Annotated in this window: 18 protein-coding genes; 6 read left to right on the top strand and 12 right to left on the bottom strand. The window is 63.1% G+C overall.

Annotated features, from left to right (window positions below; all coding sequences use genetic code 11):
- Positions 1-8: 8 nt before the first annotated feature.
- Genes WAS25_RS11580 through WAS25_RS11605 form a run of 6 tightly spaced genes read right to left on the bottom strand, consistent with a single transcriptional unit; the run spans position 9 to position 7766 of the window.
- The gene (locus WAS25_RS11580) at positions 9-593 is read right to left on the bottom strand and encodes a cytochrome c3 family protein (RefSeq protein WP_422312222.1); all 585 of its coding nucleotides are present in this window, start codon (positions 591-593) and stop codon (positions 9-11) included.
- Positions 590-1264: a respiratory nitrate reductase subunit gamma gene (gene narI, locus WAS25_RS11585; protein ID WP_422312224.1), complete on the bottom strand. Its 675-nt coding sequence runs from the start codon at positions 1262-1264 to the stop codon at positions 590-592. Before narI ends, WAS25_RS11580 begins: the two co-directional genes overlap by 4 nt.
- Positions 1257-1787, bottom strand: a complete 531-nt coding sequence (locus WAS25_RS11590) for a nitrate reductase molybdenum cofactor assembly chaperone (protein WP_422312226.1) — start codon at positions 1785-1787, stop codon at positions 1257-1259. The genes narI and WAS25_RS11590 overlap by 8 nt, the downstream gene beginning before the upstream one ends.
- A gap of 8 nt (positions 1788-1795) precedes the next feature.
- Positions 1796-3292, bottom strand: a complete 1497-nt coding sequence (gene narH, locus WAS25_RS11595; protein ID WP_422312228.1) for a nitrate reductase subunit beta — start codon at positions 3290-3292, stop codon at positions 1796-1798.
- 11 nt (positions 3293-3303) lie between these two features.
- Complete coding sequence (locus WAS25_RS11600; protein WP_422312230.1) at positions 3304-6930, bottom strand: nitrate reductase subunit alpha; 3627 nt, start codon at positions 6928-6930, stop codon at positions 3304-3306.
- 26 nt (positions 6931-6956) lie between these two features.
- Entirely contained in the window at positions 6957-7766 is an 810-nt protein-coding gene (locus WAS25_RS11605) for a c-type cytochrome (protein WP_422312232.1), read from the bottom strand.
- 362 nt (positions 7767-8128) lie between these two features.
- Between WAS25_RS11605 and WAS25_RS11610 the strand changes: the two genes are divergently transcribed.
- The 4 genes from WAS25_RS11610 (at position 8129) to ric (ending at position 12549) form a co-directional block, all read left to right on the top strand.
- A complete protein-coding gene (locus WAS25_RS11610) occupies positions 8129-8614 on the top strand; it encodes an RrF2 family transcriptional regulator (protein ID WP_422312234.1) in 486 nt (161 codons plus the stop codon).
- 96 nt (positions 8615-8710) lie between these two features.
- Entirely contained in the window at positions 8711-10237 is a 1527-nt protein-coding gene (locus WAS25_RS11615) for an MFS transporter (RefSeq protein ID WP_422312236.1), read from the top strand.
- A 20-nt stretch (positions 10238-10257) separates the two neighbouring features.
- Positions 10258-11787, top strand: coding sequence for an MFS transporter (locus tag WAS25_RS11620; RefSeq protein ID WP_422312238.1), 1530 nt, complete (start codon positions 10258-10260; stop codon positions 11785-11787).
- A gap of 42 nt (positions 11788-11829) precedes the next feature.
- Positions 11830-12549: an iron-sulfur cluster repair di-iron protein gene (gene ric / locus WAS25_RS11625; RefSeq protein ID WP_422312240.1), complete on the top strand. Its 720-nt coding sequence runs from the start codon at positions 11830-11832 to the stop codon at positions 12547-12549.
- A gap of 565 nt (positions 12550-13114) precedes the next feature.
- On the opposite strand, the gene WAS25_RS11630 is transcribed toward ric, so the two are convergent.
- A complete protein-coding gene (locus WAS25_RS11630; RefSeq protein ID WP_422312242.1) occupies positions 13115-14572 on the bottom strand; it encodes a tyrosine-type recombinase/integrase in 1458 nt (485 codons plus the stop codon).
- Positions 14573-15205: 633 nt separating this feature from the next.
- Here WAS25_RS11630 and WAS25_RS11635 point away from each other — a divergent pair.
- Entirely contained in the window at positions 15206-16555 is a 1350-nt protein-coding gene (locus WAS25_RS11635) for a glycoside hydrolase family 30 protein (RefSeq protein WP_422312244.1), read from the top strand.
- On the opposite strand, the gene WAS25_RS11640 is transcribed toward WAS25_RS11635, so the two are convergent.
- The 4 genes from WAS25_RS11640 to WAS25_RS11655 form a co-directional block, all read right to left on the bottom strand.
- Complete coding sequence (locus WAS25_RS11640; protein ID WP_422312246.1) at positions 16543-17478, bottom strand: glycosyl hydrolase family 17 protein; 936 nt, start codon at positions 17476-17478, stop codon at positions 16543-16545. The genes WAS25_RS11635 and WAS25_RS11640 overlap by 13 nt on opposite strands.
- Positions 17479-17496: 18 nt before the next feature.
- Positions 17497-18450 (bottom strand): glycosyl hydrolase family 17 protein, encoded by a 954-nt coding sequence (locus WAS25_RS11645; protein WP_422312248.1) that lies wholly within the window; start codon positions 18448-18450, stop codon positions 17497-17499.
- A gap of 18 nt (positions 18451-18468) precedes the next feature.
- The gene (locus WAS25_RS11650; RefSeq protein ID WP_422312250.1) at positions 18469-18723 is read right to left on the bottom strand and encodes a hypothetical protein; all 255 of its coding nucleotides are present in this window, start codon (positions 18721-18723) and stop codon (positions 18469-18471) included.
- 178 nt (positions 18724-18901) lie between these two features.
- Positions 18902-21979 carry an Ig-like domain-containing protein gene (locus WAS25_RS11655; protein WP_422312252.1) on the bottom strand — a complete coding sequence of 1026 codons (3078 nt, stop codon included), beginning with the start codon at positions 21977-21979 and terminating at the stop codon, positions 18902-18904.
- A gap of 402 nt (positions 21980-22381) precedes the next feature.
- On the opposite strand from WAS25_RS11655, the gene WAS25_RS11660 reads away from it, so the two are divergent.
- Positions 22382-23560, top strand: a complete 1179-nt coding sequence (locus WAS25_RS11660) for a substrate-binding domain-containing protein (RefSeq protein ID WP_422312254.1) — start codon at positions 22382-22384, stop codon at positions 23558-23560.
- An 18-nt stretch (positions 23561-23578) separates the two neighbouring features.
- On the opposite strand, the gene WAS25_RS11665 is transcribed toward WAS25_RS11660, so the two are convergent.
- On the bottom strand, positions 23579-25870 hold the full coding sequence (locus tag WAS25_RS11665; protein ID WP_422312256.1) for a glycosyl hydrolase: 2292 nt from the start codon (positions 25868-25870) through the stop codon (positions 23579-23581).
- Positions 25871-25876 lie beyond the last annotated feature (6 nt).

The raw sequence follows: 25876 nt of genomic DNA on the forward strand, positions 1-25876 counted from the left end.
GCTTCTCCTCAGTGATGACAGGCGCTGCAGTCGGTGGGCGCCATAGGCGCTTTGCCGTTCAGTTGCAGCTTCTGGTTCTCGGTTCGGTGGCAGGTTAGGCACTCGCCCATAGTTAAGGCCAGGGCCTGCTCGACGCGCTCCATGCCCTGGATCTCGCCATGGCAGTTCTGGCAGGCCACACCACCGTTGACGTGCCGGCTGTGCGGGAAATCCACGTGGGAGGGCAACCGGTGGATGCGCACCCATTCGATCGGGCGTCCTTCCTTCACAGCCCTGGCCAGCTTGGCAATCTCAGGACTCGGATCCGATACGCCAGGCTTGGTGCCCGCCTTGTTCAGGATGGTTTCATGGCACTTCATGCAGGTACTCGCCGGGGGGATTCCCGCATGCCGGCTTTGCTCGGCGCCCGTGTGGCAGAACAGACAGTCCAGCTTCAGCTCGCCCGCATGCAGGGCATGGGAATAGGCGATGGGTTGGACCGGCTTGTAGCCGGAGTTGTCCCCCAGCAGCTTTGTGTCCACGCTGACGGCAAGGATCATCAGGGAGGCCCCGAAGGCCACAGCGCCCCCCAGGGCGACCGTCCTGACTCTCATCTGAGCCCCTTTCGGTTCCAGATCACCACCTGGGGCTTACGCCAGTAATAGAAAATGGGCACCACCAGGAAGTGCACGAGCCGCGTGAACGGGATCAACAGGATCACCGAAAAGCCGCTGAGGATGTGGATCTTGGGCAACCAAGGCAAAGGAACGATGAGCTCGGGCCTGGGGCTCAGGCTCAGGAGGCTCCAGAGGTAGGGCGCGGCATTGGAGGCATACCAGGAACTGCCCCAGCGGTAGCGCAGGGCGGTGTCGATGCCCGTGGTCACTTGGAGGAGCAGAAAACCGAGCAAGATCCAATCCATGGCGGTGGTGACGACCTTCACGCGCGAGCTGGTGTGGCGGCGAACCATCAGGGCCACGATCCCCACGAGGGCCAGCAAGGCGGCGGTTAGCCCCGTGAATTCGAGGAGGTAGAGCCGGAAGGGTGCGGAGTTCCAGGCGAGGATCTGCCCAGGGATCAGAAAGGCCACGAGATGCCCAGTCAACACCCAGACGATGCCCCAATGCCAGAGCCCCGACCCCCAGAAGAGCTGCTTGTTCTCCAGGAACTGACTGGAGAGGCTCGAATAGCTGAAGGGCTTCCACACGAACCGGAGGATGCTCACCACGATGGCGAGAACCAACGCCACATAGGGAAAGCCAACCCAGAGGAACTTATCAAGCATGGCTCACCTCGGCGGGCATCCGGTGGGCGGTGAAGATGAGAAACAGCGCCTGGAGCAGATGGGCATAGGCGCCATCTTTCATTGCCGACTGGATCTTTTCCATGGCGGGCAGGATGCAGTCATCCACCAGGTCGATGGCATCCTGGGTTTCGAGCTTCATCGTCAGATCCAGTAGGGCCGGCAGGTAGTCGGGCAGATCCTGGCCCACCTCGATCTCGTTCTCGCGCAGGTGGTGGCGCATCATGGCCAGGAACTGACCCCGCTTGTAGGATTCCCCGAAGAGGTGCCAGCCGATCTCCAGCACGCATTCCGGATTCAGATCAAAGCTGCGGGTATAGAGCTCGGCCATGTCCTCCTGGCTCGTGGTACTGGCCACCAGCGCGAAGGCTTCCAGGAACTCCTGGCAGGGGTGGCCGGTCTTCATGGCCTCGTCGGCCAGGGCCCCGGCCAGTTTGGGAGTATCGGCATCGGGGTAGCGCAGCAAGACCGCGATGCCGGGGATGAGCTGGGTGGGAACGCGCATGGATGGCATCAGAACCCCCTCTGGGGCTGCTCGCGGAAACCAAAGCCCGCTGCACCCTTCTTTTCAAGCGGATTGGTGAGCACTTCCACCGCCTGTTCGCGGTGACTGGGTGGGATCACAAAGCGGTCTTCGTAGTTGCAGAGACTCGTCAAGCGGTAGATGGCCTCGGCCTGTTCGGTGGTGCAATCGGCCTCGCGGAGGCCGTCCAGGGCGACCTGCATCTCTACGTCCCCCACCGTCACCGCGCGCTTCCAAGTGCGAATGGCCATCATCTTCTTCATGGCATAGCGCACAGGCGCCTCCTGCCCGGCCCCGAACAAGCTGGCCAAGTAGCTCATGGGCAGCCGCGCCTGATCCAGCGGGGCGAAGATCTCGTCCGTTGAGGTGGGGTTCAGGGCGATGCCGTTCTCCACCGAATACGTGACCGGTCCGAGGGCGGGCACGTAGAACAGGCTGGGGAAGGTGCGGAATTCCGGGTGGGGCGCCAGGGCCAGTCCCCACTCCTTGACGAACTTGTAGACGGGACTCTTCTGCGCGGCCTTGAGGATCTGCTCGGTGACGCCATTCTTCCGGGCGGACTCGATCACGGCAGGATCGAAGGGGTCCGCCAGCATGTCGCGGTGGGCGTCCACCAGCTCGGCATCGGGCCTTACCCCCGCTTCCTGGATCTTGTCCGCGTCGTAGAGCAGCACCCCCATGTAACGGATGCGACCCACGCAGGAATGGAAGCAGGCCGGGGCTTGACCGGTTTCCACGCGGGGATAGCAGAGCAGGCACTTTTCGGACTTCCCCGTGCTCCAGTTGTAGAAGACCTTCTTGTAGGGGCACGCGGACACGCAGTAGCGCCAACCCCGGCAGACGTTCTGGTTGACGAGGACGATGCCATCCTCGCCCCGCTTGTAGATGGCGCCGCTGGGACAGGCGGCCACACAGGCGGGATTCGCACAGTGGTTGCAGATGCGCGGCAGGTAGAACATCACCAGCGTCTCGATGCTGAGGAGTTGCAACCGCTGCTCCTCGGTCATGGCCGCCAGATTTGGATCATTGCGGGCATAGAGCGCGGAACCACCAAGATCATCGTCCCAGTTGGGGCCGGACTCGACGTCGATGTATTCGCCAGTGACCTTGCTGATGGGTATGGCCGTGGGCTGGTCGTCCAGCTCGGGACCGTTGAAGAGATCCTCATACCGGTAGGTCCATGGCTCGTAATACTCATCCATGGTGGGCAGGTCCGGCTGGTAGAAGATCTTCTGAAGGAACTTGCCCTTGCCTGTGAGGCGCAGTTCGAGCTTGCCATCCTTGACGATCCAGCCGCCCTTGTACTCGCCCTGGTCCTCCCACTTGGTGGGATAGCCGGTGCCGGGCTTGGTTTCGACGTTATTCCACCACATGTAGTCGGCGCCCTTGCGGTCGGTCCACACGTTCTTGCAGGCGATGGAGCAGGTGTGGCAGCCGATGCACTTGTCCAGGTGGAACACCATGGCGACTTGAGAGCGAATATCCATGAGGGTTCCTCCTACCAGACCAGTTGGCCGAGCTTGCGGACATAGACCACCGTTTCGCGGTTCACACCGGTGGGGCCCCAATAGTTGAAGTGGTAGCTGAACTGCCCATAGCCGCCGACCATGAGGTTGGGCTTGAGGCGGATGCGGGTCAGGCTGTTGTTCATACCCGCGCGCTTCATGCCCCGGATAGGACTCTTGGGTACGCCATAGGTGCGCTCCGTCGCGTGGTACTGGATGCAGGCGCCCTTGGGGATGCGGGCGCTGACACAGGCCCGCGTGACCACCACGCCGTTGTCGTTGTGGACCTCCACCCAATCGTTGTCCTTCAATCCCACGGAAGCGGCATCCTCCTCGCTGAGCCAGAGGGGATCGCACCCCCGCGAGAGCGTGGTCATGCGTTCCGTATCCCCGTACGTCGAGTGAATGTGCCACTTGCCATGGGGGGTCAGGTAGTTCAGCGCCAGTGTCTTGCCTTCGCGCTTGGAGCAGCGCAAATCCCCGAGCACCTGGGCCGGAGGCGTCGGCTTGTAGGTTGGCAGGTGTTCGCCAAAGGCGAGATAGCCTTCATGATCCAGGTAGCAGGACTGGCGACCCGTCAGCGTCCGCCAGGGCACCATGCGCTCCACGTTGTAGGTGAAGGCCGAGTAGGGCCGCTTCTCATCCACAAGGCCCGACCAGCAGGGGCTGTTCAGCACGCGCCGGGGCTGGGATAGCAGATCCTTGAAGGTGTACTTGATGCCGCGGTACGGCTCGGCGAGATCCTTCAACGGCAGGCCCGTGCGGCCTTCCATGAACTCGTAGGCCCGGTAGGCCAGTTCGCCGTTGGTCTCGGGCGAGAGATGCAGCAGCACGTTGGCAGCCTCCATGTCCTCTTCGAGGCTGGGGCGTTTCTGACCCTCGATCATCACCGTGGGATGGGTTTCGAGCATGCGGTCGTAGATGTCCTTGATGGGGTACTTCACACCGTGAGCACCCAGACCCTGTTCCCGGACATTCGGCCCCAGAGAGATGAATTGGTCGTAGAGCTTGGTGTAATCGCGGGTGATGACGGCCAGACTCGGCATGGTCTTACCCGGAATGGCTTCGCATTCGCCGGCCATCCAGTCCCGGATGTGGGGCTGGGCGATCTCTCCGATGCTGTCGTGGGCCAGCGGGCTCGAGACGATGTCCTCGATGGGGTTGGGCAGGTGCTTGGCCGACAGCTCGCTGACAGTCTTCGCCATCCCCTTGAAGATGTCCCAATCGCTCTTGGATTCCCAGCAGGGCGGAACTGCCGCCGACAGGGGATTGATGAAGCTGTGCATGTCCGTGGAATTGAGATCCGTCTTCTCATACCAAGTGGCGGTAGGCAGCACGATGTCGCTGTAAAGGGCCGAGGTGTCCATTCGGAAGTTGATGTCCACCACCAGGTCCATCTTTCCCGTGACCGTGGGGCGCCACACAACATCTTTCAGCGTGCCTTCGGCCACCTCGTCGGCGATGGCATTGGTGTGGGTCCCGAGGTAGTGCTTGAGGAAGAATTCGTGGCCCTTGGCCGAGGTACCGATGGCATTGCCGCGCCAGATGTACCAGACGCGGGGCCAATTCTCGGCGGCATCTGGATCCTCGATGGAGAACCGAAGATCCTTCTTCTTCAGGCGGTCCACGGTGCTGGCGATGATGGCTGAGTTGTCCTTGGCGCCCGCCTTGCGGGCATCGGCCACGACTTGCATGGGATTCTCGTTGTATTGGGGGAAGTAGGGCAGCCAGCCACTGCGCACGGCGCGGGTCTGCATGTTCATGCAGTGGCCCTCCACCAGCTCACTGCCATCCGGGACCGTGTTGTATTCCTTGAATTCCTTCTCGTAGCGCCACTGGTCGCTGTTCACGTAGTGCCAGCTTGGAGCGTTCTGGAGCCGGTTCACGGAGACCCAGTCCTTGGCCAGAGCGATGGCACTCCAGGAGGCCACCGGGGCCAACTTTTCCTGGCCGACGTAGTGGGCGAGGCCGCCGCCGTTGGTGCCGATGCACCCGCAGAACACGAGGGCGTGCTGGGCGGCCCGGTAGATCAGGTTGTTGTGGTACCAGTGGTTGATACCGGCGCCGATGATGACCGTGCACTTGCCCTTGGTCAGCTCGGCGGTGTGAGCCCATTCGCGGGCGAAGCGGAGCACGTTGTCGCGGGACAGCCCCGTGTGCTTCTCCTGCCAGGCGGGCGTGTAGACCCCGGAGGCGTCGTTGTAGTCCTTCGGGTAGGCGCCAGGCAAATCACGATCCACGCCAAACTGGGCCATGAGGAGGTCGTAGACCGTGGTCACAGGAACCGAGCTTCCATCCGCCAGACGGATGTGTCTCACGGGAACACCCCGGAAGAGCGTCTTCCCGTCTGCAAAATCGTCGAACTGGACCTGCTCCGTCTCACGGCCAAGCATTGTCAGCGCCGGATCGATGGGGCTATCGTCCTTGCCGTCCTGAAGCAACAGGTTCCACTCACCCTGCTTCGTGCTCCAGCGCTGACCCATGGCTCCCTTGGGCATCTTGGGCGCGCCAGAGGGGTGGTCCCACATGAGGAACTTCCATTCGCCATGTTCTTCCTCGGCGTACTTTTCGAGGCGACCCGCCCGCAGTAGCTGGCCGGGGCGGTAGCCGCCCTCAATCGGTGTCAGTTCAACAAGGAAGGGACCATCCGTGTATTTCTTCTGGTAGTCCAGGAAGAAGGGCACCTGCTTCTGATGGTGGAATTCCGTGAGGATGACGTGGTTCACGGCCATCCAGAAAGCGCCATCCTGGCCCTGATGTACCGGCATCCACTCGTCGGCGTACTTGGCCACCTGGTTGAAGTCAGGGCTGAAGACCACCATCTTGGTACCGTTGTGGCGCGATTCCGCCGCGAAGTGGCAGTCAGGTGTGCGCGTCATGTTCAGGTTGCTGCCCATGACCGCGAGGAACTTCGCGTTGTACCAATCCGCGCTCTCCTGCACGTCGGTCTGCTCGCCCCACATTTCGGGGCTGCTGGGCGGCAGGTCACAGTACCAATCGTAGAAGCTCAGGTTAGTGCCGCCCATGAGCTGGATGAAGCGCGAGCCTGCGGCGTAGCTCAGCATGGACATGGCGGGAATGGGACTGAAGCCCGCGATGCGGTCCGGGCCATGGGTCTTGATGGTGTGGATATTGGCCGCAGCCATGAGCTCGTTCACCTGCTCCCACGAGGCGCGGCGGAAGCCACCCTTCCCCCGGGCCTGCTGGTAGCGTGCGCGCTTGACTGGATCGTTCTGGATGCTGGCCCAGGCCGCGACGGGATCCTGGTCCTTGCCCTTGGCCTCATTCCAGAGGTCCATCAGCGCCCCGCGCATGTAAGGGAACTTCACTCGGAGGGGGCTGTAGAGGTACCAGGAGAAGCTGATGCCGCGCTGGCAGCCACGTGGCTCGTAGGGCGGGACGGTCTCATCCAGGAGCGGGTAGTCCACCACCTGCATCTCCCAGGTGACGATGCCTTCCTTGACGTAGATGTTCCAGCCGCAACTGCCAGTGCAGTTCACGCCGTGGGTGCTGCGCACCACCTTGTCGTGCGCCCAGCGGTTCCGGTAGAACTCCTCCCAGGTGCGGGTTTCTGGGTCTACGATGTCGGTGATCCAGTGGCTCTGCTTACGCTCGGTCATGGTGATTCCGTCTCCTCGTGTCTGGATCAGGCTCTTGGCTTAAGATTTTTTCGAACGCCCTTCAATCGCTTCCGGCCCAGGTGGCCCCCCAGCAGCATTCCCCCCACCAGGCCAACAACGCCGAGCACGGGGAAGATCACATCGCGTTGATCCGGCGGCTGGGAGCCCACGCTCTTCAGGAAGCTGGCCACCTGGAAGGCTTCTTCCGGGCTAGCTGGGGTCTTAGCGAACACGCCTTGCATGGTCGGGAAGGACGGGTTCTCAATGACCCCTGCCAATCCGGCCCCGTACTTGGCGGTCGCACCGGTCAGGTCCGGTCCCAGCCACCCGCCGCCCCAGCCGCCCACACCCTGAGCGCGGTGGCAGGACATGCAGGAAGGGGCTCCGGATTTAAAGCGCAGATCGCCCGTGAAGTAGAGCCTGCCGCGACGGATGTCCTCGGGCGTGGCGGGCCGCGAGATCGCAGCAGTCCCAAGGGTCTTGCCCTGAGCGCTGAAGTCATCGATCAGTTTCAGGAGGGCCTGGGCCTCAGGAACCGTTACGCCCAATTCAGGCATCCTCACACCGTTGAACTCCCGCAGCAACGCCGTGGCGGTGGGATCCCCCCCATCGATCATGGCCGCCGCCCCGGTGATGAATTTGGCTGACCAGTCATGGGGCCGGCGCTTGCCCAGATCCTTCAGGTCCGGGCCCACCTTCTTGCCCGCGCCTATGGTGTGGCAGCTCATGCAGCTCTTGCGGAACTGGGCTTCGGCATCCTGGGCGGCCAGAGGCTCCGTCAGAGGAAGCAGCAGGGCTGATAGCAAAATCAGTCGTGGCGCGGTTCTGGGGAACACGACACCTCCTCGACGGAGCGGCCCGCGACTGGCACAGGCATATTTAGGATAGTGGAATCGGAAATAGTGCCCAAGTATGTGCCGCGTATGTTGAACTGCGCAAGGGGGTAGTCCACGAAAAGATGTGAATTGTGACTATTTTTTAACCACTGATATACTTCAAATTATTTATATTTGTCCAGTAGATCCACTGTGTTGTCCCCCGAAACTCGGGATTCAGTCCTGCGCCGCCTGAATTCGTCGCCCAGGGTGGGGTTCTCTCCAGACGGGTTGAAAAATAAGCAAAATTGGCCCTGGATCACCGTAATGGTCGTGACTATATTCGGATGACTTAATCCTCTTAATGTCCATCTGGATGGTCCATGCAGCATTCCGAGCTTGGCTTTGCCCCTTCGCGCAGCATCTTCCACACGCCGACCCGGTATGCGCTCCAGGTTCTCGTCCGACTTCCCAGTGATGGCACCTATCGCCTGGCCCGCTGTCTAGCTGCCGATCTGGAGCTTCCCGGCCCATACCTGGCCAAGATCCTTCAGATCCTCGGCCACTGTGGAATTCTGGAATCACACCGGGGACCCTCCGGCGGATTCCGCCTGAACCGGGCACCGGAAGAGATCACCCTGAAAGAGGTGGTCGTAGCCATGGAGGGTCCCGAACCCTTCGGGGATTGCCTCTTGGGTCACCACGGAGGGAAGGATGGGTGCCATTGCCCCATCCGCCCGGCCTGGGATGTCCTTCAGAATCAGCTTACGGCCTTTATGGCCGAAACCACCTTGCAGGATCTAAAGGTATCTCACGACTTGTCTAGTATTTCCGATGAACCAGACCGTCCGGATGCGGTGCCTGTTTAATTATTTATGAACGCGTGATCCGAATCACTTCCAGTGGCCACGGGTCCATTTTGATTTAGGATTAATCTATCCGATTTTTCAACCCTCGGAGCCACCATGTCGGAACGATCCCAAGCTTACACAGCCCTGGCCATGAGCACCTTGGCCTTCACTCTGTGTTTCGCCGTCTGGACGCTCAACGGCGTCCTCGTCACCTTCCTGGTTGAGAACGGTCTTTTTCGTTGGGACACGGCCCAGATCGGCTGGCTCATTGGGATCCCCGTGCTCACGGGCTCCGTCATGCGGTTGCCCGTGGGCCTGCTCACCGATCGCTTTGGCGGGCGCAAGGTCTACACGATCCTCCTGCTCTTGGCCGCCCTGCCCACCTGGTTGCTAGGCAGTGTCCATGACTACCAGGGCTTCCTGTTCGCCTCCCTGGGCTTCGGTCTGTCCGGCGCGGCCTTCGCGGTGGGCATCGCCTATTCCAGTGTCTGGTTCAGCAAAGCCCGTCAAGGCACGGCCCTGGGCATCTTCGGCGCAGGCAATGCCGGTTCCGCGATCACCAGCATGGGCGCACCGCTCCTTCTGAAAAAACTCACCGCCGGCGGGACGAACCTGGAAGCCTGGCGGATGCTGCCAAAGATCTACGCCATCGTGCTGCTCGTCATGGCTGTGGCCTTCTTCCTCTTCACCCAGGAGAAGAAGGCCGAAGGAGCGAAGGACCGGTCCTTCGCCCAGATGTTGACCCCGTTGCGGAACGTTCGTGTCTGGCGTTTTGGGCTCTACTACTTCCTGGTCTTCGGCTGTTTCGTAGCCTTGGCCCAGTGGCTGATCCCTTACTATGTGGGCGTCTACGGCATGAGCCTGGTCATGGCAGGACTCCTGGCCTCCCTGTTCAGCCTGCCCTCCGGCCTCATCCGCGCCGCTGGCGGCTGGATGTCGGACCGATTCGGGGCCCGAACGGTCATGTACTGGACCTTCGGCCTCAGCATCTTTGCCTGTGCGGCGCTCATGGTCCCGCGCATGTCCATCGAAAGCCCGGGGCCATCCGTGCTGGCTCAGATTGGCGGTGTGGTGACCGCAGTCAGCGCTGAACACATCACAGTAGGCGATACGACCTATCCCCTGCGGACCAAGGGTGCGGAACCGGACACTCGGAACGACCAGATGCTGGTGTTCCCTCAGAGCCGGTTCTGGCAGACCCCCGTGGTGAAAGTAGGCGACCGGGTGAAGAAGAAGCAATTGCTGGCCTCAGGCACCACGCATGTGTTCTTCCAGGCCAATGTGTGGATCTTCACTTTCCTGGTGTTCATGGTGGGAATCGTCTGGGGAATCGGGAAGGCCGCGGTCTATCGCTACATCCCTGACTACTTCCCCGATGAAGTGGGGGTGGTCGGCGGCATCGTGGGTGTGATCGGTGGGCTGGGTGGATTCGCGGGTCCCATCCTCTTTGGCTACCTCCTGAAGGCCACAGGGCTCTGGACGACCATGTGGATGTTCCTCATGATCCTCTCGGTCATCTGCCTGGTTTGGCTCCATGCGGTGGTTCGCCGCATCACCCGGGAGCAGAATGAGACCCTCTACACCCGCTTCGAACACCATGCACCTGCCCTTGCGCCTGATGAAGTCGTCGAACCCGCCTGAACCCGTCACTGGAGGCCTCCATGGCCAAGCTCACCGACTGGAAACCTGAAGACCCTCAGGCTTGGGCAGCAGGCGGCAGCCGCACAGCCTGGCGGAACCTCGCAGTCTCCGTACCGGCCCTACTCTCGGCCTTTTGTATCTGGATGTTCTGGAGCGTCCTGACTGTCCGGATGAAGGAGGCCGGATTCCCCTTCACCGCCGCCCAACTCTTCACCCTCATCAGCATTGCCGGACTGAGTGGAGCCACGCTGCGCATCCCCAGCGCCTTCCTCGTGGGCCTGGCGGGGGGCCGCAACACCATCGCCCTCACCACCGCACTCCTCGTGGCACCCGCCCTAGGCGCGGGTATCGCCCTCCAGGATAAGACCACTCCCTTCGCCACCTTCGCGATTCTGGCGGCCCTCAGCGGCATCGGCGGGGGCAACTTCGCCTCATCCATGGCTAACATCAACGGCTTCTTCCCCAAGCGCCTAGCTGGCTTGGCCTTGGGCCTGAACGCGGGCGTGGGCAACCTGGGCGTCAGCATCATGCAGATCCTGGTGCCTGCGGTCATGGGCACTTCATTGTTCGGCGCGCTCGCTGGGGCACCGCATTTGAATGCGGCCGGTCGTCAACTCTGGGTGCAGAATGGCGCGCTGGTGTGGGTGCCCTTCCTGGCCGTGGTCGCTCTCCTCGCCTGGTTCCTCATGGACAACCGGGAGGGACAGGACTGCGAGCCCACCAGCCTCGCATTGCTGAAAATCCTGGGGCTCCACCTCATCGGGTTCGCCGCCACGGCCATGGGCGTCCTCCTGCTTCTGCGCTTCAAGCTCGGACTTCTGCCTCAGATGGGCGTGCTGGTGCTCACCATCCTGGTCTGCCTCGGCCTGATGAAGCTCCTGCCCGGCAAGATCAAAACGGGCCTGGATGCTCAGTTCGCGATCTTCCCCAAGAAGCACACCTGGATCATGACCGTGCTCTACCTCATGACCTTCGGCAGCTTCATCGGCTTCAGCTCCGCGCTGCCCCTGCTCATCAAGGTGGTGTTCGGACGCTACCCCGTGGGGGTGCTCAACCCGCACAGCCCGAACCCCCTGGCCTATGCCTTCCTGGGCCCCTTGGTGGGGTCCATCGTGCGGCCCATCGGCGGCATGCTGTCGGACAAATTTCGCGGGTCGCGTGTAACGCAGTGGGCCACCGTCCTGATGATCCTCGGCGCCCTCGGCGTCGCCCACTTCGTCAAGCTGGCCCAATCCGCCCCGGATCCCGCCGTCCACTTCATGCCCTTCCTTATCCTCTTCCTGTTGCTCTTCGTGGCCTCGGGACTGGGCAACGGCTCCACCTTCCAGATGGTGCCCTTCATCTTCGAGCCCAAGCTCGCCGGTCCGGTCCTCGGCTGGACCTCGGCGGCTGCCGCCTATGGCGCCTTCATTATCCCGGCCATTTTCAAGATCCAGGTGGATGCCGGAAAGGTGGAGGTGGCCCTCTACGGCTTTGCGTTCTTCTACCTGCTCTGCCTCGTCCTGAATTGGTACTACTACGCAAGAACCAATGCAGAAGTGAAGTGCTAGTGATTATCCCAGAGACCAACCAACACCAATAAGGGAGCAAACATGACGAGCCTCAACGCGCAGACCCGCCTCGGCGATCTGATCAAGACCCAGCCTGAAGCCATGAGGTATTTCGAGAGCGTCGGCATTGACTACTGCTGTGGCGGTCATCGGCCTCTCGGTGAGGCCTGTGACGCAGTCGGCCTGGATTGTGATTCAGTCCTGAAGACTTTGGGATCCCTGCCGAAGGCAGCAGAGGGAAGCCCGTCACCCGCAGACTGGGAGAAGGCGACACTGACCGATCTCATTGCGCACATCGTCCCCACGCATCACGATTTCTTGCGTACCGAGCTGCCAAGGCTGGACAAGCTGGTGACCAAGGTGCTGGAGGTCCATGGCGAGCGCCATCCTGAGATGGAGCGGATCTACGACCTTTTCCAGGCACTGACAGCCGACCTCATGCCCCACCTCATGAAGGAAGAGCAGATCCTCTACCCCTTCATCCGGAGCATGGAGAGTGGGCAACAAGGTGGTGCCTGTTTCGGCACCGTCCAAAGCCCCATCCGGGTGATGGAGATGGAGCATGAGGCTGTTGGCGCCATCCTCGCGGAACTCCGGAAACTGACGAACAGCTATACCGCCCCCGCAGATGGCTGCGCCACCTTCCAGGCCCTCTACCAAGGCCTTGCAGGACTTGAAGCGGACATCCACCTGCATATCTACCTTGAGAACCAGATCCTTCATCCTCGCGCCATTGCGATGGAGAGTAGCCTCCAGGGATAAGGCAGCAGGCCACCAAGGCTTCTCAAAGCCACTCCTATTCTCGGTACGCGACATGGTGCGCCGCAACAGCTTGATACACCATCCTCACCCCAGCGGACTCACCCCCGAGGGAAGGATGTGCATCGTCATCCTGAGCACTGAACATATATGTAACTTGCCCAATGGACCCGATCACTGGGTGGAAGAATACGGATGAGAGACTGGTTTACCAAGAACCTTGGCGATGCATCGATGGCTGATGAATCCGTGGAACGCATCAAGGCGCTATTCCTTCTGGAATATGAAAGATCAAAGCAACCTCCAGGAATGGCCGTCTTCATTCGACATGAATCGAATGGCTATCTCCATTGTGAAGTCCGCCTCTACTTCTCACCTGCCTCAGCGCCTGTGGCACAAGCCGTGAATGCAGATTCATGCCAGAGGCCATCACCGACCGATCTAGGCCTTCTAGCTGGACCGCAAGATTCTTGGGTGTTACTTTTTCCCGTGGTCTGAATCCTCTTCTTTCCTAGTCAATGATTGAAGCCTCGATTCGTCTAGAGGTTCAATCGCCGTTGCTGACCGGCTACGAAGACTGTTCATCGAAAACCTCCACGAGAACAGTTTTGGGATTCGGAACTGAGTAGTCCCTTACCCGTCGAAACTTCCGTTCCGCTGCATTCCCAAGTCCTTTCGTGGCACAAAACTCAGCCCATGCATCCATCAGGGGCCGCCTCTTTTTGATCATGGCGCCCCTCGAATAGGCGGCTTCAGTCTTGTCCGGCAGACCATGGGCAAGGGCGAACTCGATGACCTGACGGTCGAATTCGGTATGGTCCTGCCCCCACGTTTTAAACGTCGCACGGAACCCATGGGGGACGACGCGCTTCCCCTTCGGGTCGCGCCAACCAATGTTTCCCACCTCCGCACGATGTGCATCCATGCGCTTGATCAACGCGGTCATGGCCGCGTCAGACAGGCAAGTCTCAGGCTTTCCGCCAGGGAACACGAACTGTCCGGTCTTGAGCTTGCCCATGCTCCGAATGATCTCAACCGCGCGAGGTGACAGCGGAATCACATGTTCCTTCTTGCCCTTCATGCGCATCGCTGGCACTGTCCAAAGGGCCTTTTCGAGATCGAATTCTTCGCCCATCGCGCCACGGACCTCCCGCGGGCGAGAGGCATTCAGGATCAAGAACTCCAAGGCCCGTGCTGCGGTGCCTTTCTCCTGCCGAAGCACCTCTGTGAATGCTCCAATTTGGGAAAAAGGAAGCGATGGGTAATTTACCAGTTTTTTGAGCCTGGGTGATTCGATAAGGAGGGCCTCAAGCTTCCCTTCCCACGCTGCGGGATTGTCCGCGTCGTACCACTCTTTGCCTTTAGCGAAGTCGAATACGGCCTCGATGCGGCTCCTGACGCGACTTGCTGTTTCTGCAATTTCCTCCCAGATAGGCTGAAGCACAGAGTGGACGTGCGTGGTCCTAATGGACCTGATCTCCATGGTCCCCAGTATTGAATAGGCGTGGGTCTTTAAGGAGTTCAACCAATCATCCGCATATCCAGACGTCCACTTTGCCTTATGGGCTTCCCAGCATGCCTGCGTCGCTTCCTCAAATGTTTTCATGCTGGCGATCAGATCTAGAGCCTCTTGCTTCCGTCTCTTGCGCTCGAGGATCGGGTCACCAAAATTCTTCAGGATCTTTCTCTGGTCCGTCGCGATCCCACGCGCCTCTTCAAGGGTGTAATCGGTAAACGGGCCGATTCCGAATTCCCTGAGCTTGCGGCCACCGTCCCTTATTCTCTGCCAATACCGAAAGGACCAGTACTTTGTCACCTTGGCAACTCGCTTGCCCTTCTGGGTTTCCCACTGCTGGGCTCCGTCTACCCGAACCTGCCTGACCTGTAGGTAGAGCCCACCACCTTGGTGGTCGCAGTAGGTCCCTGGAACGTGCCATGCCGCAAGGGTCTGCTCGTCGAAAATCGGACCATTCCCACTGCGATTTAGCTTGGCCACAAGTCCTCCAGAACCAACCATGGAGTCCATACTACCATCCATACAGCACACTCTAAATCAACCAAGATTTTTTGTATACTGTGCAATAAACATAATCATAAAAATTGTTAATTCATTATACATCAATAATATAGCAAAAATTATAGTAATTCTTTATACCATTATAAATCATGTTCGACTCCCACCACCTCCACCAAGTAAAAGCCCCCGCAAAGCGGGGGTTTTTACTTGGTGGAATTGCCGCTGCGGCCAAGTAGGCGCCCACCGGGCAGGACTAAATGTCCTGCCCGGTGGATCAGCGCCGTGGCCAGCAGCGACACGCCGGGCCCCTGTGGGGGCCCCTTTTTGGTGGAGATAAGACAGCGGGAGTCGAATCCGGAATGGCGCGCAGGTAGGCGCCCGATTCGGCAGCCCGGGGGGCTGTTGAATGGGATCAGCGCCGTGCGCAGCCAGTCCGGCGGCCGGAGCGTCACCCGCAGGGTGATGCGGAGGGACTCCCACCACCTCGCGCAAGTGGGTCGGGATCCAGGCGAGGGCCTTTCGATGAGGATCAGCGTCACAGCCAGCAGCCACACGCCCTGATGAGGATTTGTTACCGACGGAAGGCCCTGTCTTCACGACCTCCCCGGAATCCAGGTGAAGATGGAGTGCAACGAGTCCTTCATGTCCATGCCTCCTCGCCCCATCCGCCTGTTCCTCACCGCCCGCGATGTGGAATACAGGTTGTCCGAAATCCCGCTGGCTTCAGTGCCCACGGATGAGCCGGATCACCGCAGGATCCAAGTCCATTCCGAAACGACCTTCCAGACCATCGAGGGCTTCGGGGGCGCCTTCACGGAGGCGGCGGCGGTCACGTGGCTTGCGCTGAGCCCGGCTCGCCGGGAAGAGCTCCTGCACGCCTACTTCCACCCGGAGTCCGGCCACGGCTACACGCTCTGCCGGGTGCCCATGGGGAGCTGCGATTTCGCCCTGGGGAACTACGCCCATGTGGAGACGGCAGGCGACCTGGAGCTCGCGACGTTCTCCATCGCGCGGGACCGGCAGGCCATCATCCCCTTCATCCAGGCGGCCCAGCAGGTGGCGGGCCACCCCATCAAGCTGCTGGCCTCCCCCTGGAGCCCGCCCGCCTGGATGAAGAGCAACGGCCAGATGAACCGGGGCGGCACCCTCCTGCCTGAATGCCGCCGGGCCTGGGCCCGCTGCTTCGTCCGCTTCATCCAGGCCTACGCCGAGGAGGGCATCCCGATCTGGGGCGTCACGGTGCAGAACGAACCCATGGCGGCCCAGCCCTGGGACTCCTGCCTGTACTCGGCGGAGGCGGAGCGGGACTTCGTGCGCGACTTCCTGGGTCCGGAGCTCGCCGCGGCCGGGCTGGGTGACGTCAAGATCATCATCTGGGACCACAACCGGGACCAGATGGTCGAGCGGGCCCGGGTGGCGTTCTCGGCCCCTGAGGCCTCCAGGTTCATCTGGGGCACCGGCTTCCACTGGTACGGGGAGGACTGCTTCGACCACGTGCAGCAGGTTCACGATGCCTGGCCCCACAAGCACCTGCTCTTCACAGAGGGCTGCCAGGAGGGTGGGCCGCACGCAGGTTCCTGGGAGCTGGGCGAGCGCTATGCCCGCTCGATGATCCAGGACCTCAGCCGCTGGACGGAAGGCTGGATCGACTGGAACCTGCTGCTCGACACCCAGGGCGGCCCCAACCACGTGGGGAACCTCTGCAGTGCGCCGGTTCTCGCCGATGCCGCGAAGGACGCCCTGGACTGGCAGAGCTCCTACTACTACCTGGGACACTTCACCCGCTTCGTGAAGGTGGGCGCGCGCCGTCTCGGCTGCGAGTCCACCGTCGGGGAGCTGGAGGCCGCCGCCTTCCTCAACCCGGATGGCGCCATCGCCACGGTGGTGATGAACCGCACAGAATTGAGCCTGGGCTTCGAACTGTGCTCCGGGGAGGGTTCCGGCCTCAGGACCGGACTCCCGCCGCGGTCGATCGCCACCTACCTCTCGTGAGCTGACGCTTCGGGGTACAGCGCTCGCATGACCAGCTTCGGCTTGCGGTCCACGGTGAAGAGGCCCCAGTGCTTCTCGGGCTCCAGAGGATCGGGAGAGCCCTTCCAGGGCTCGTCGAAGGCCTCGAACACGAAGGTGAGGATGCCCTCGGCGCCCGTCCAGGCCATGAGGTCCTCGTAGTAGGTCGCCTGCAGCTCCTCGGAGGAATTTTCGGGGTGGATGCCGCGGCCGTTGGAGTTCGTGGCCCACCCCGCCTCGGTGATCACCACCGGCTTCTCAGGATAGAGCCTCGCTACGCTCAGGTAGTTGTCCTGGGTGTAGTGGATGGCTTCATGAACCCGCTTGTACTCCCAGACCGGATAGGTGTGGAGCGAGATGAAGTCCAGTTCCTCGGCCAGGTCCCGCAGCTTGTGCTGCCAGGGCACGTAGTTCTCGCAGAAGGTCACGGGCTGGGGAATACGGCCCTTGACCCGGCGGACCAGCTCGATCAGCCGGCTGACGGGCACGAAGTGATCGGTCCAGTCCACGGTCGCCTCATTGCCCACGGCCACGGCGAAGACGAGGTCGCCAAAGCGCTCCGCCAGAGCCACCAGCCGCTCGATTTCGGCATCGTTCTCGGCCCGGCTCGCCTCGAGCTCCGCTTCGGTGTAGGTGGTTCCCCAGGGACAGCCGAAGTTGTTCATCTCCGCGCCCACATAGGCGCCGAGCATGACCCGGAAACCGAGGCCCGCCTCGCGGATGACCTCCAGGACCCGCTCCGCATGGGGGCTGCAGTCGTAGAGGCGCAGCAGCTGCCAGTGCTGGGCGAGGATCCGCAGATCCTCGAGGATCTCGGCCTTGGAGGGGTAGATCCGCTCGCCCGGGCTCTGGCCCCGCCGGTAGCCCGAGTAGCAGATGGCGTTGCCGGCCGGGAGGCTCAGCATGTGGGAGAGGCTCCAGGGCTACACATACTTCGGGCGCCCATCCTTGTCCCAGAGTCCCCAGTAGGCCCCCACGTCCCCTTCATCCCCCACCTTCCAGGCCTCGTCGAAGGCGGCGAAGTAGAAGATCTGGACCTCGTCCCTGCGCCCCCAGTCGCAGGTGTCGATGAAGTAGCGCAGGGCCCCATCCACCGAGGGCACCGAGCCGTGGAAGGCCTGACCTGTGTTCGGCCAGCCGGTCTCGCTGACGATGACTTGCTTGCCGTTGGCCACGGCCAAGGTCCGCTGGTACATGCTCTGCATGTAGGCGATGGCCTCCTCCCGGGGGCAGCCTTCCCAGAAGGGGTAGCAGTTGGTCATCAGGATGTCGCAGGCCGCCGTGATGCGAGGGTGCTTCTCGAAGAGGTAATAGGCATCCACGTAGCCCACGGGCACGTCAGGCAAGGCCGCCTTGGCCCGGTGGAGGTAGTCCAGCAGCTCGTCCTCGGACAGGTCCTCCCGCAGCAGCACCTCGTTGCCGATGGCCAGGATGTCGGCATGGCCGGCGCGGGCGACCTCGATGGCAGCGGCGAGTTCCGCCTCATTGTCGGCACGGTCGGTGCCGAGCCAGGCGCCCACGAGGGTGTTCAGGCCCAGCCCGTGGGCGATCCGCGGGGTGTGCTGGTGCCCCTCGGTGCAGGAGAAGGAGCGGATCCAGCGGGTGTAGGGGCGGATGATCTCCAGTCGCTCCCGGATCTGCGCCTCGGTGACGATGGACCCCGGTGCCTGGCCCTCCAGGTAGGGGCTGAAGCAGAGGCCATGGACTCCGGCCTCCATCACCTGGTGGTACTCCTCCAGAAGGGATGCAAGCCCCTCCGGGCCGGCAGCCCCCTCGCCCGAGGCACCCGGATCCGAACCGGTCCAGACGGGGTGCGCGACGCCGGAGTGAAGCCTGGGGGTTTCCCCGGATGAACGAGACGGTTTGGGTTGGGACATGGCAAGACTCCCGGAGGGTCAGGTTCCGGGAGCGGCCTTGGGCGGCCTGCTCTTGGTTCTTCCGCGGCCTGCCCCCCCGGGCACCAGCGACACCACGAGGGTGCCCTTGAGGATCTCCGCGCGGAGAGCCGACGCGAACTCCGGTGGCAGGGTCTCCAGGTACGCTTCCAGGGTCCAGGCTTCCTCTCCCCGGGACGGATCGATCTCCGGGGGCACATGGTGCTGGATGGACAGCTCCATGACCTGCCGGACGGTCCTGAGTTTCTTGGTCATCAAGGAGCTCCAGTGAAACGGGGGTGCCAGGGAACGCAAGCGGGAACGCTCGACTGGCTGGATGGGTGCGGCACCCCGGTTGTCTGATCTGGGTTTGCAGAAACGCCCGGCACCATTACTGCGAGCCGGGCGTTCCACGTCGCACCGGGGGGATGTCTCCGCCCGGGGCGACCACTGGTCAGGGCAGGAAGGTGATGTCGTCCAGGTAGTAGGTCTTGGCCCCGCCGGCGGCGGCACCGGTGACGCCAAAGTTGAAGAAGATCGAGGCCTTGTTGTAGGTGAAGGCCAGGTTCAGGGCGGCGGTGCCGGTGGCCTGGTTCGCGAAGTTGAAGGTCAGGGTCTGCCAGCCCGCCGCGGTGGTCACCGTGGCCTCCGTCTCACAGGTATGGGTGACATCGGCGGCGTCCTCGACCTTGAGCCGGACCTGGATTCCCGCATCCGGCGACCACACACGCACCGAGATCTGCTTCTTGGTCGCACTGAAGGGCAGCGTGGGAATGGAGTTGTTCGCGCCCGTGGACACTGTGGTTCCCGCCCACAACTCGGCAGTGGCGGACTTCACGACCTTGACCACCTTGTTGGTGCCGCCGGCGGGATCCGTCACCACAGTCGAGTCCTCGGCACCGCCGAACCCCGTCAGGGTGTAAGTGAGGGCCGCATCGTCGAAGGTGATGGGGGTGTAGGTGGCTCCGCCGCCTCCCCCGCCGCCGCTGCCGGTCCCACCGATGAAGGTCACGTCGTCGCAGTAGTAGGTCCTGGCCCCGCCCGCAGCGGCGCCAGTCGTGCCGAAATCGAAGAAGATCGTGACCTTGTTGAAGTTTTTGCTGACATCCAGGGCAGCCGTGCCCGTGGCCTGACTGGCGAAGTCGAAGGTCAGCGTCTCCCAGGCATTGGCCACGGTGGTGGTCGCCTCGGTCTCGCAGGTGATGCCGGCATTGGCAGCATCCTCCACCTTCAGGCGGACCTTGATGCCGACGACGGGGGAGTAGGTCCGCACGGTCATCCGGGTGTTGGCCGCATCGAAGGGCATCTTGCCGACGGACTGGTTCGCCCCTGTGGAGAGGGTGGTCCCCGCCCAGAGCTCGGCGGTGGCGGACTTCACGACCTTGACCACCTGGTTGACCGCGCCACCTGGATCCGCCGCTAGCGTGGAGTCCTCGGCACCACCAAAGCCCGTCAGCGTGTAGGTCGTCGCGCCGGTCTCGAAGGTCAGGGTGCTGAACGCGAGGCCGCCCCCACCACCGCCGCCACCCGAGCCGGTCCCACCAATGAAGGCCACGTCATCCAGGTAGAAGGTCTGGGCGCCCGAGCTGGCCCCTGCCGTTCCGAAGTTGCAGAAGACCGAGATCTTGTTGAAGGTCTTGCTGACATCCAGGGCGGCGGTGCCCGTGGCCTGGCTGGCGAAGTCGAAGGTCAGGGTCTCCCAGGCATTGGCCACAGTGGTCGTCGCTTCGGTCTCGCAGGTGATGGTGTTGTTCGCAGCGTCCTCGACTTTTACGCGGATCTTGAGGCCGGTGGCCGGGGAATAGACGCGTACGGACATCCGGGTGTTGGCGGCATCGAAGGGGAGCTTCCCCACGGACTGGTTCGCCCCGGTGGAGAGTGTGGTCCCAGCCCAGGTCTCGGCCGTGGCCGAACGGTTGATCTTCACGACCTTGTTCGCCCCACCGGTGGGATCCACCACGACGGTGGCGTCCTCGGCACCGCCGAAGCCGGTGAGCGTGTAGGTGAGCGCTGCGTCATCGAAAGTCAGCGTGCTGTAGCCGACAGCGCTGCCGCCGGTGCTCATGGCCACGTCATCGAAGTGGAAGGTCTGGGCGCCCGCGGTGGCTCCCGCGGTTCCGAAGTTGAAGAAGACCGAGACCTTGTTGTAGGTGTTGGCGACAACCAGGGCTGCGGTGCCGGACGCCGGAGTGCTGAAGTCAAAGGTCAACGTCTCCCAGGCGTTGGCCACCGTGGTGGTCGCCTCGGTCTCGCAGGTGATGGTGTTGTTGGCGGCATCCTCGACCTTCAACCGGACCTTGATGCCGGTGGCCGGGGCATAGACCCGCATGGACATCCGCGTGTGGGTCGCATCAAAGGGGAGCTTGCCGACGGACAGGTTCGCACCGGTGGAGACCGTCGTCCCGGCCCAGGTCTCGGCAGTGGCGGAGCGATTGACCTTGCCCACCTTGTTGGGGCCTCCGGCTGGATCGACCACGACTGAGGAGTCTTCAGCTCCGCCGAAGCCGGTGAGGGTGTAGGTCAGCGCGCCATCGTCAAAAGTCAGGGTGCTGAAGCCCGCTGCGCCGCCGCCACCGCCCCCGCCCGTGCCACCGATGAAGGTCACATCATCGAAGTAATAGGTCTTGGCGCCGGCGGTGGCGCCGCTCACGCCGAAGTTGAAGAAGATGGTCGCCTTGTCATAGGTGCTGGCCACGTTCAGGGCGGCCGTTCCCGCCGCCTGGCTGGCGAAGTCGAAGGTCAGGGTCTCCCAGGTGTTGGAGACGGTGGTGACGGCTTCCGTCTCCACCGAGGTGCCAGGGGCGGTGTGGTCCTCCACCTTCAGCCGCACGGGGATCCCCGCATTGGGCGAGTAGACGCGCACGGTCATCCGCGTGTTCCCGGCACTGAAGGGAATCTTCGTTGCGAAGCCCAGGGTGCCATCCTCGGTCAGGGTCGTCCCGGCCCAGGTCTCGGCCGCCGCCGACTTGACCACCTTGGCCACCTTGTTGGTGCCGCCCGCGGGGTCGACCACGATCGTGGAATCGTCTGCCCCGCCGAAGCCCAGCAGACCGTACTTCACGGTGGCCGAGTCGAAGCTCACGGGCAGGTCCATCTGGGTCAGCACCACCGGGTGGGTGTCATAGGCCTGGCTCACGCTGGCTGCGGCGGTGTTGGCGACCCCTGCGGCGCTCTTGAAGGCTCCTGCAGCCACCGCGATGGTCATGGTACCGGCCGCATTGGCCGGGGGAGTGACGACCAGTGTGTACTGGTTATTCGAGACCTTGGTCGTCGAGGCAGCGCCGGTGCAGTTCGTCATGGTGACGGCCGAGACGGGGAACGTGCTCACAGGCTGACTGAAGGTGAAGGTGCAGGTCATGGGGCCGGTAACGGGTGCACTGCTGGCACCGCCGATCACCACGGCCGGGGCCGGATTGAAGGTCTGGACTGGTGCTGCCGGCGTCGCCTTGCCGCCGCAGCTGATCATCAAGGCCAACGGTGCCGCCAGGAGCGCCAGCGGGAGCAGGAATCCGCGCAGTCGACGGTGGGTCATGGGGTCTCCTCGGGAGGGAATGGCTTGGAAGCCGATGCATGCATGGTCGAGCGGGGAATGGACCTGATTTGCGGGGTGCGGAAGAGGGTACGGACTATGGGCTGAGGTAGGGCTGGTCAAGGTTGGGTTCTGGAAAGTGGGTTGTATATGATCTTTTTTCGTTTTTATATATGAATTTTCGCGCCACGCGGCCCGTCGGTCATGTATGAAGGTCATGCCGCTTTGAAGAGCTTCAATGTTATTTAAGATCTTTTTTATCAATTCTTAAAATCACGGATGCTCCGTCGGGCCACCCCCTCTCCCTGCCCTCCCCCCGCCTGAATGTGCCCGGGCTCCCCCTGGAACCAGGCAAGCCTCGGAACCGGGCCCACGCGAAATCTAGACAAGCTACAATCCATTTTCATGCCCAAGAACCGCCACATCGCCCTGCTCGTTCCCGCCTCCGGCGGCTACAGCCGCGGTGTCTGCCAGGGGGTGGCCACCTATGCCCTCGAGCATGACGACTGGCTGATCTTCCCCTACGAGCGGGGCGAGGTCACGAAACTGCCTGCCTGGCTCAAAAAGGGGCACATCGACGGGATCATCGGGTTCATCACGACGCCCGAACTCGGCCGTCAGATCTCCTCCCTGGGCGTGCCCGTGGTGGATGTCCAGGGCGAGGGGAACTGCCCCGCCTCCCCGGTGATCGACACGGACCCCGAGGCGGTGGCCCAGCTGGCGGGGGACTTCTTCCTCCAGGCGGGCTTCATCAACTTCGCCTTCGGCGGCTACCCCGGCATCTTCTTCTCGGACCGCCGCTCGGCCGCCTTCTGCCGGATCCTCGAGGCCCAGGGGCGCCAGGTGCACTGCTACCAGCCCCCCGACAAGGTGGCCGCCACCATCAAGCTGCAGTTCCAGGAGCTGCGGGGCCTCGAATACGAGGCGGCCCTGGCCGCCTGGCTCTCGAAGCTGCCCAAGCCAGTCGCCATCCTGGCCTGCAACGACATCCGCGGCCAGCAGATCATCACGGCCTGTCGGGACCTGGGCATCTCCATGCCCTCGGACGTCTCCGTCATCGGCGTGGACAACGACGAGATCCTCTGCCGCCTCTGCCGTCCCACCCTCACCAGCATCGCGCCGAACATCGAGGGCATCGGCCAGATGGCCGCCGACATGCTGAACCGGATGCTGGACGGCGAGCAGGTCGCGCCCGTCCTCCACCGGATGGCCCCCCTGCGCATCGTCGAGCGGCAGTCCACCGACATCACCACGGCCCAGGATCCTCTGGTCCTGGCCGCCTCCCGCATCATCCGGGACCGCGCCTGCCACGGGATCTCCGTGGACCAGATCTGCGAGCTCGTAGACTGCTCCCGCTCCACCCTGGACAACCTCTTCAAGAAGCACCTGGACCGGCCCGTGGCCCAGGAGATGCTTCGCATCCGCCTCAACCGGGGCATGCGCCTGCTCGAGGACTCGAACCTCGCCATCGAGGAGGTGGCGAGGGAATGCGGATTCACGTCGGCCACCTATTTCTGCCGGTTCTTCAAACGCGAGGCGGGCACCACGCCGGCCCTCTACCGGGCGCAGTTCGCCCGGCGCTGAGGGGCCGGCGGGCCAGGATCAGGGCGCCGCGGGGCGGCCTGTGACCATCGTCTCCGCGAGGCTGCGCGGGGGCACCGCGAGCTGCGTGCCGTCACTGAACCTCACCGTGAGCGGCGAGGCCCCCGCGTTGAAGGCGAGGTAGGTCCTCGTGCCATCAGGCTTCTTGAAGACGGAATACAGCGTGGTGTCCGAAGTGACGGTGAAGTCCGGCAGACCCAGGCGCTGCAGGCTGAGCAGCCAGTGCAGTGTGTGGGAGCGGGTGTTGCCGAACTCCACGGCACCCCACCGGTTCCACTGGGCCAGCCCGGCCGCCGGATCGGCCAGGGCCATGTATTCGGCGAAGACGTCCTGCCAAATGTCCGGCGGATCGGGCCGGCGGCCCCGGGTCGCCCAGGCGGCACTCTGGGCGGGAAGCTCCGCCAGGCTGCGCTTCACGAAGCCCGGGTCCCGGCCCAGGTAGAGCGAGGCCGTGGTCAGGGGCAGCAGGTTGATGCCCTTGATCTGCCTCGGCTCATCGGTCCACCAGGTGTTGTGGGCGAACTTCCCGCCGAACAGCATGCTCACCTCGATGTTCCGGTACTCAGCGGGCAGCACCTGGCGGTCCAGGTCGAACCAGTAGGTCTGGATGCCCTTGATCTCGCTGGCATAGAGCCAGATGCCCAGGTCCCGCAGGGCCCGGTCGCCGGTGACCTCTGCCCAGAGGATCAGGCCGGCCCAGGCATTCACCGCCTCGCTGGAGCTCTCCTGGTTGTTGCCGAAGGGGCCCAGGCCGATTCCGGAAGCCCAGGAGTGGCTCTCGTAGGGGTCGAAGTTCCGGAGGAAGGGGAACTCGGCCCCGCCCCTGGTCGGCGTGGCGATGTCGGCGATGAGCTTGTCGACCATGCCGCCCCACTTGTCCTTGGCGGCCCAGGCGGGATCGCGGAGCGCGATCTGGGCCATGGCGAAGATCCAGTACCCGTAGTGGAAGTGGTGGTCGTTGACCTGCTCGACGCTGAAATACTCCTCTGGGTAGGCCACCAGCGTCCCCAGCGTCTTGGAATAGCGGAAGTAGGTCTTGCGGTCCGCCCCCGAGAACCACTGCTCGACGCGGCCCTTCAGCAGCTTGAGCAGCCCATCCCTAGCCTCCAGATCGCCCTGCTGTTCCGCGACGTTCATCAGCTGGACGATGCGCTGCAGCCCCTTGCCCTGCCAGTAGGGTCCATTGCCAATCTCGAGCATCATGGGCCGGGCCTTCCGCACGTCCGACTTGAGGACGTCCGCCAGATCCGCAGCCCGGGGGGAGCCTTTCACGCCCGGCCACCAGGGCAGGATGCCCGGGTAGGTCAGCGTGGTCTTGAAGCCGGTGGCCGCCAGGAGGTGGATGCGTCCCCGTAGGGTGTCGTAGGCGGGGCCCAGCCGGCCCTGGACGCTGGCATTACCGTACCACTGGTGCGGATACAGTCCCAGCAGCGGGGTGGTCTCGCTCCCCTCCATGACCCGCGCGGTCGTCTCGAAGCGAGTCTCGACGCTGCTGGAGGCGGCGTCGCAGTGCCAGGACACCCGGGTGTCCTCCACGAAGGCGTAGGCGTGCCGGGTGAAGAGGGTCAGGGTCTCGGCCCGGTCATCCGGCAGCGCCGCCGCGGCGAGGTAGTCCCGGCCGGCGGGCATCCGTGCCAGCCACTGCCGCTCGGCCGTCTGCTCCCAGCGCACCCCCGTTGGTCCGAAGAAGGCGTACACCTTGCCCTTGACCCGCAGGGCCAGCACCCTGGGATCCTCACCGGCCGGCAGGCGGGCGCCGACATCCGGCAGGCCGACCTTGACGTCCCCCCGAGACACCCGCAGGTAGGCGTAGGGACTCCCATGGGCGATGGTCGCCAGCATCCGGTCAGCGCCGCGGGAGAAGTCGATGTCGATGGACCAGTCGCCGGCCTTGGCCAGCCGGGCCGGACCCGGCTCGAAATCCGCAGGACCCAGGAGCACCGGGTCCAGGTGCGGGTAGTGGATCTCCGTGTCCTTGCGCTCCGTGCTGATGACGGCCTTCACGGGGAGGGACAGCTCCAGGCCCGCAGGGACCGCCTTGAAAGTGAGCGGCTGAGCGAAGATGGCCTCGGGCGTCCGGTTGAAGATGAGGGTGGAATACCACTGGTTGGTCTGGGCGGCGGTCTTCAGCAGCGCCTCGGTCCGCATCGGGGCCGGGGGCACATCCTTGTCGCTGCCCTGGGTGCCCAGCCAGTAGGCGCCGGCGCCGACCTTCACCGTCTGGGCGGTGGCGGGGAGGACCACCAACGACCCGAGCAGGACCACCTGGAGGGACTTCCAGACTGTGTTCATCGGAGA

The sequence above is a fragment of the Geothrix sp. genome, assembly GCF_049292215.1.
Classification (GTDB): Bacteria; Acidobacteriota; Holophagae; order Holophagales; family Holophagaceae; genus Geothrix.

What these genes read in the sequence shown, in the direction of transcription:
- WAS25_RS11580 (WP_422312222.1), bottom strand. Translation starts at nt 593, where the DNA reads ATGAGAGTCAGGACGGTCGCCCTGGGGGGCGCTGTGGCCTTCGGGGCC.
- narI (WP_422312224.1), bottom strand. Translation starts at nt 1,264, where the DNA reads ATGCTTGATAAGTTCCTCTGGGTTGGCTTTCCCTATGTGGCGTTGGTT.
- WAS25_RS11590 (WP_422312226.1), bottom strand. Translation starts at nt 1,787, where the DNA reads ATGCGCGTTCCCACCCAGCTCATCCCCGGCATCGCGGTCTTGCTGCGC.
- narH (WP_422312228.1), bottom strand. Translation starts at nt 3,292, where the DNA reads ATGGATATTCGCTCTCAAGTCGCCATGGTGTTCCACCTGGACAAGTGC.
- WAS25_RS11600 (WP_422312230.1), bottom strand. Translation starts at nt 6,930, where the DNA reads ATGACCGAGCGTAAGCAGAGCCACTGGATCACCGACATCGTAGACCCA.
- WAS25_RS11610 (WP_422312234.1), top strand. Translation starts at nt 8,129, where the DNA reads ATGCAGCATTCCGAGCTTGGCTTTGCCCCTTCGCGCAGCATCTTCCAC.
- WAS25_RS11615 (WP_422312236.1), top strand. Translation starts at nt 8,711, where the DNA reads ATGTCGGAACGATCCCAAGCTTACACAGCCCTGGCCATGAGCACCTTG.
- WAS25_RS11620 (WP_422312238.1), top strand. Translation starts at nt 10,258, where the DNA reads ATGGCCAAGCTCACCGACTGGAAACCTGAAGACCCTCAGGCTTGGGCA.
- ric (WP_422312240.1), top strand. Translation starts at nt 11,830, where the DNA reads ATGACGAGCCTCAACGCGCAGACCCGCCTCGGCGATCTGATCAAGACC.
- WAS25_RS11630 (WP_422312242.1), bottom strand. Translation starts at nt 14,572, where the DNA reads ATGGACTCCATGGTTGGTTCTGGAGGACTTGTGGCCAAGCTAAATCGC.
- WAS25_RS11635 (WP_422312244.1), top strand. Translation starts at nt 15,206, where the DNA reads ATGTCCATGCCTCCTCGCCCCATCCGCCTGTTCCTCACCGCCCGCGAT.
- WAS25_RS11640 (WP_422312246.1), bottom strand. Translation starts at nt 17,478, where the DNA reads ATGCTGAGCCTCCCGGCCGGCAACGCCATCTGCTACTCGGGCTACCGG.
- WAS25_RS11645 (WP_422312248.1), bottom strand. Translation starts at nt 18,450, where the DNA reads ATGTCCCAACCCAAACCGTCTCGTTCATCCGGGGAAACCCCCAGGCTT.
- WAS25_RS11650 (WP_422312250.1), bottom strand. Translation starts at nt 18,723, where the DNA reads ATGACCAAGAAACTCAGGACCGTCCGGCAGGTCATGGAGCTGTCCATC.
- WAS25_RS11655 (WP_422312252.1), bottom strand. Translation starts at nt 21,979, where the DNA reads ATGACCCACCGTCGACTGCGCGGATTCCTGCTCCCGCTGGCGCTCCTG.
- WAS25_RS11660 (WP_422312254.1), top strand. Translation starts at nt 22,382, where the DNA reads ATGCCCAAGAACCGCCACATCGCCCTGCTCGTTCCCGCCTCCGGCGGC.
- WAS25_RS11665 (WP_422312256.1), bottom strand. Translation starts at nt 25,870, where the DNA reads ATGAACACAGTCTGGAAGTCCCTCCAGGTGGTCCTGCTCGGGTCGTTG.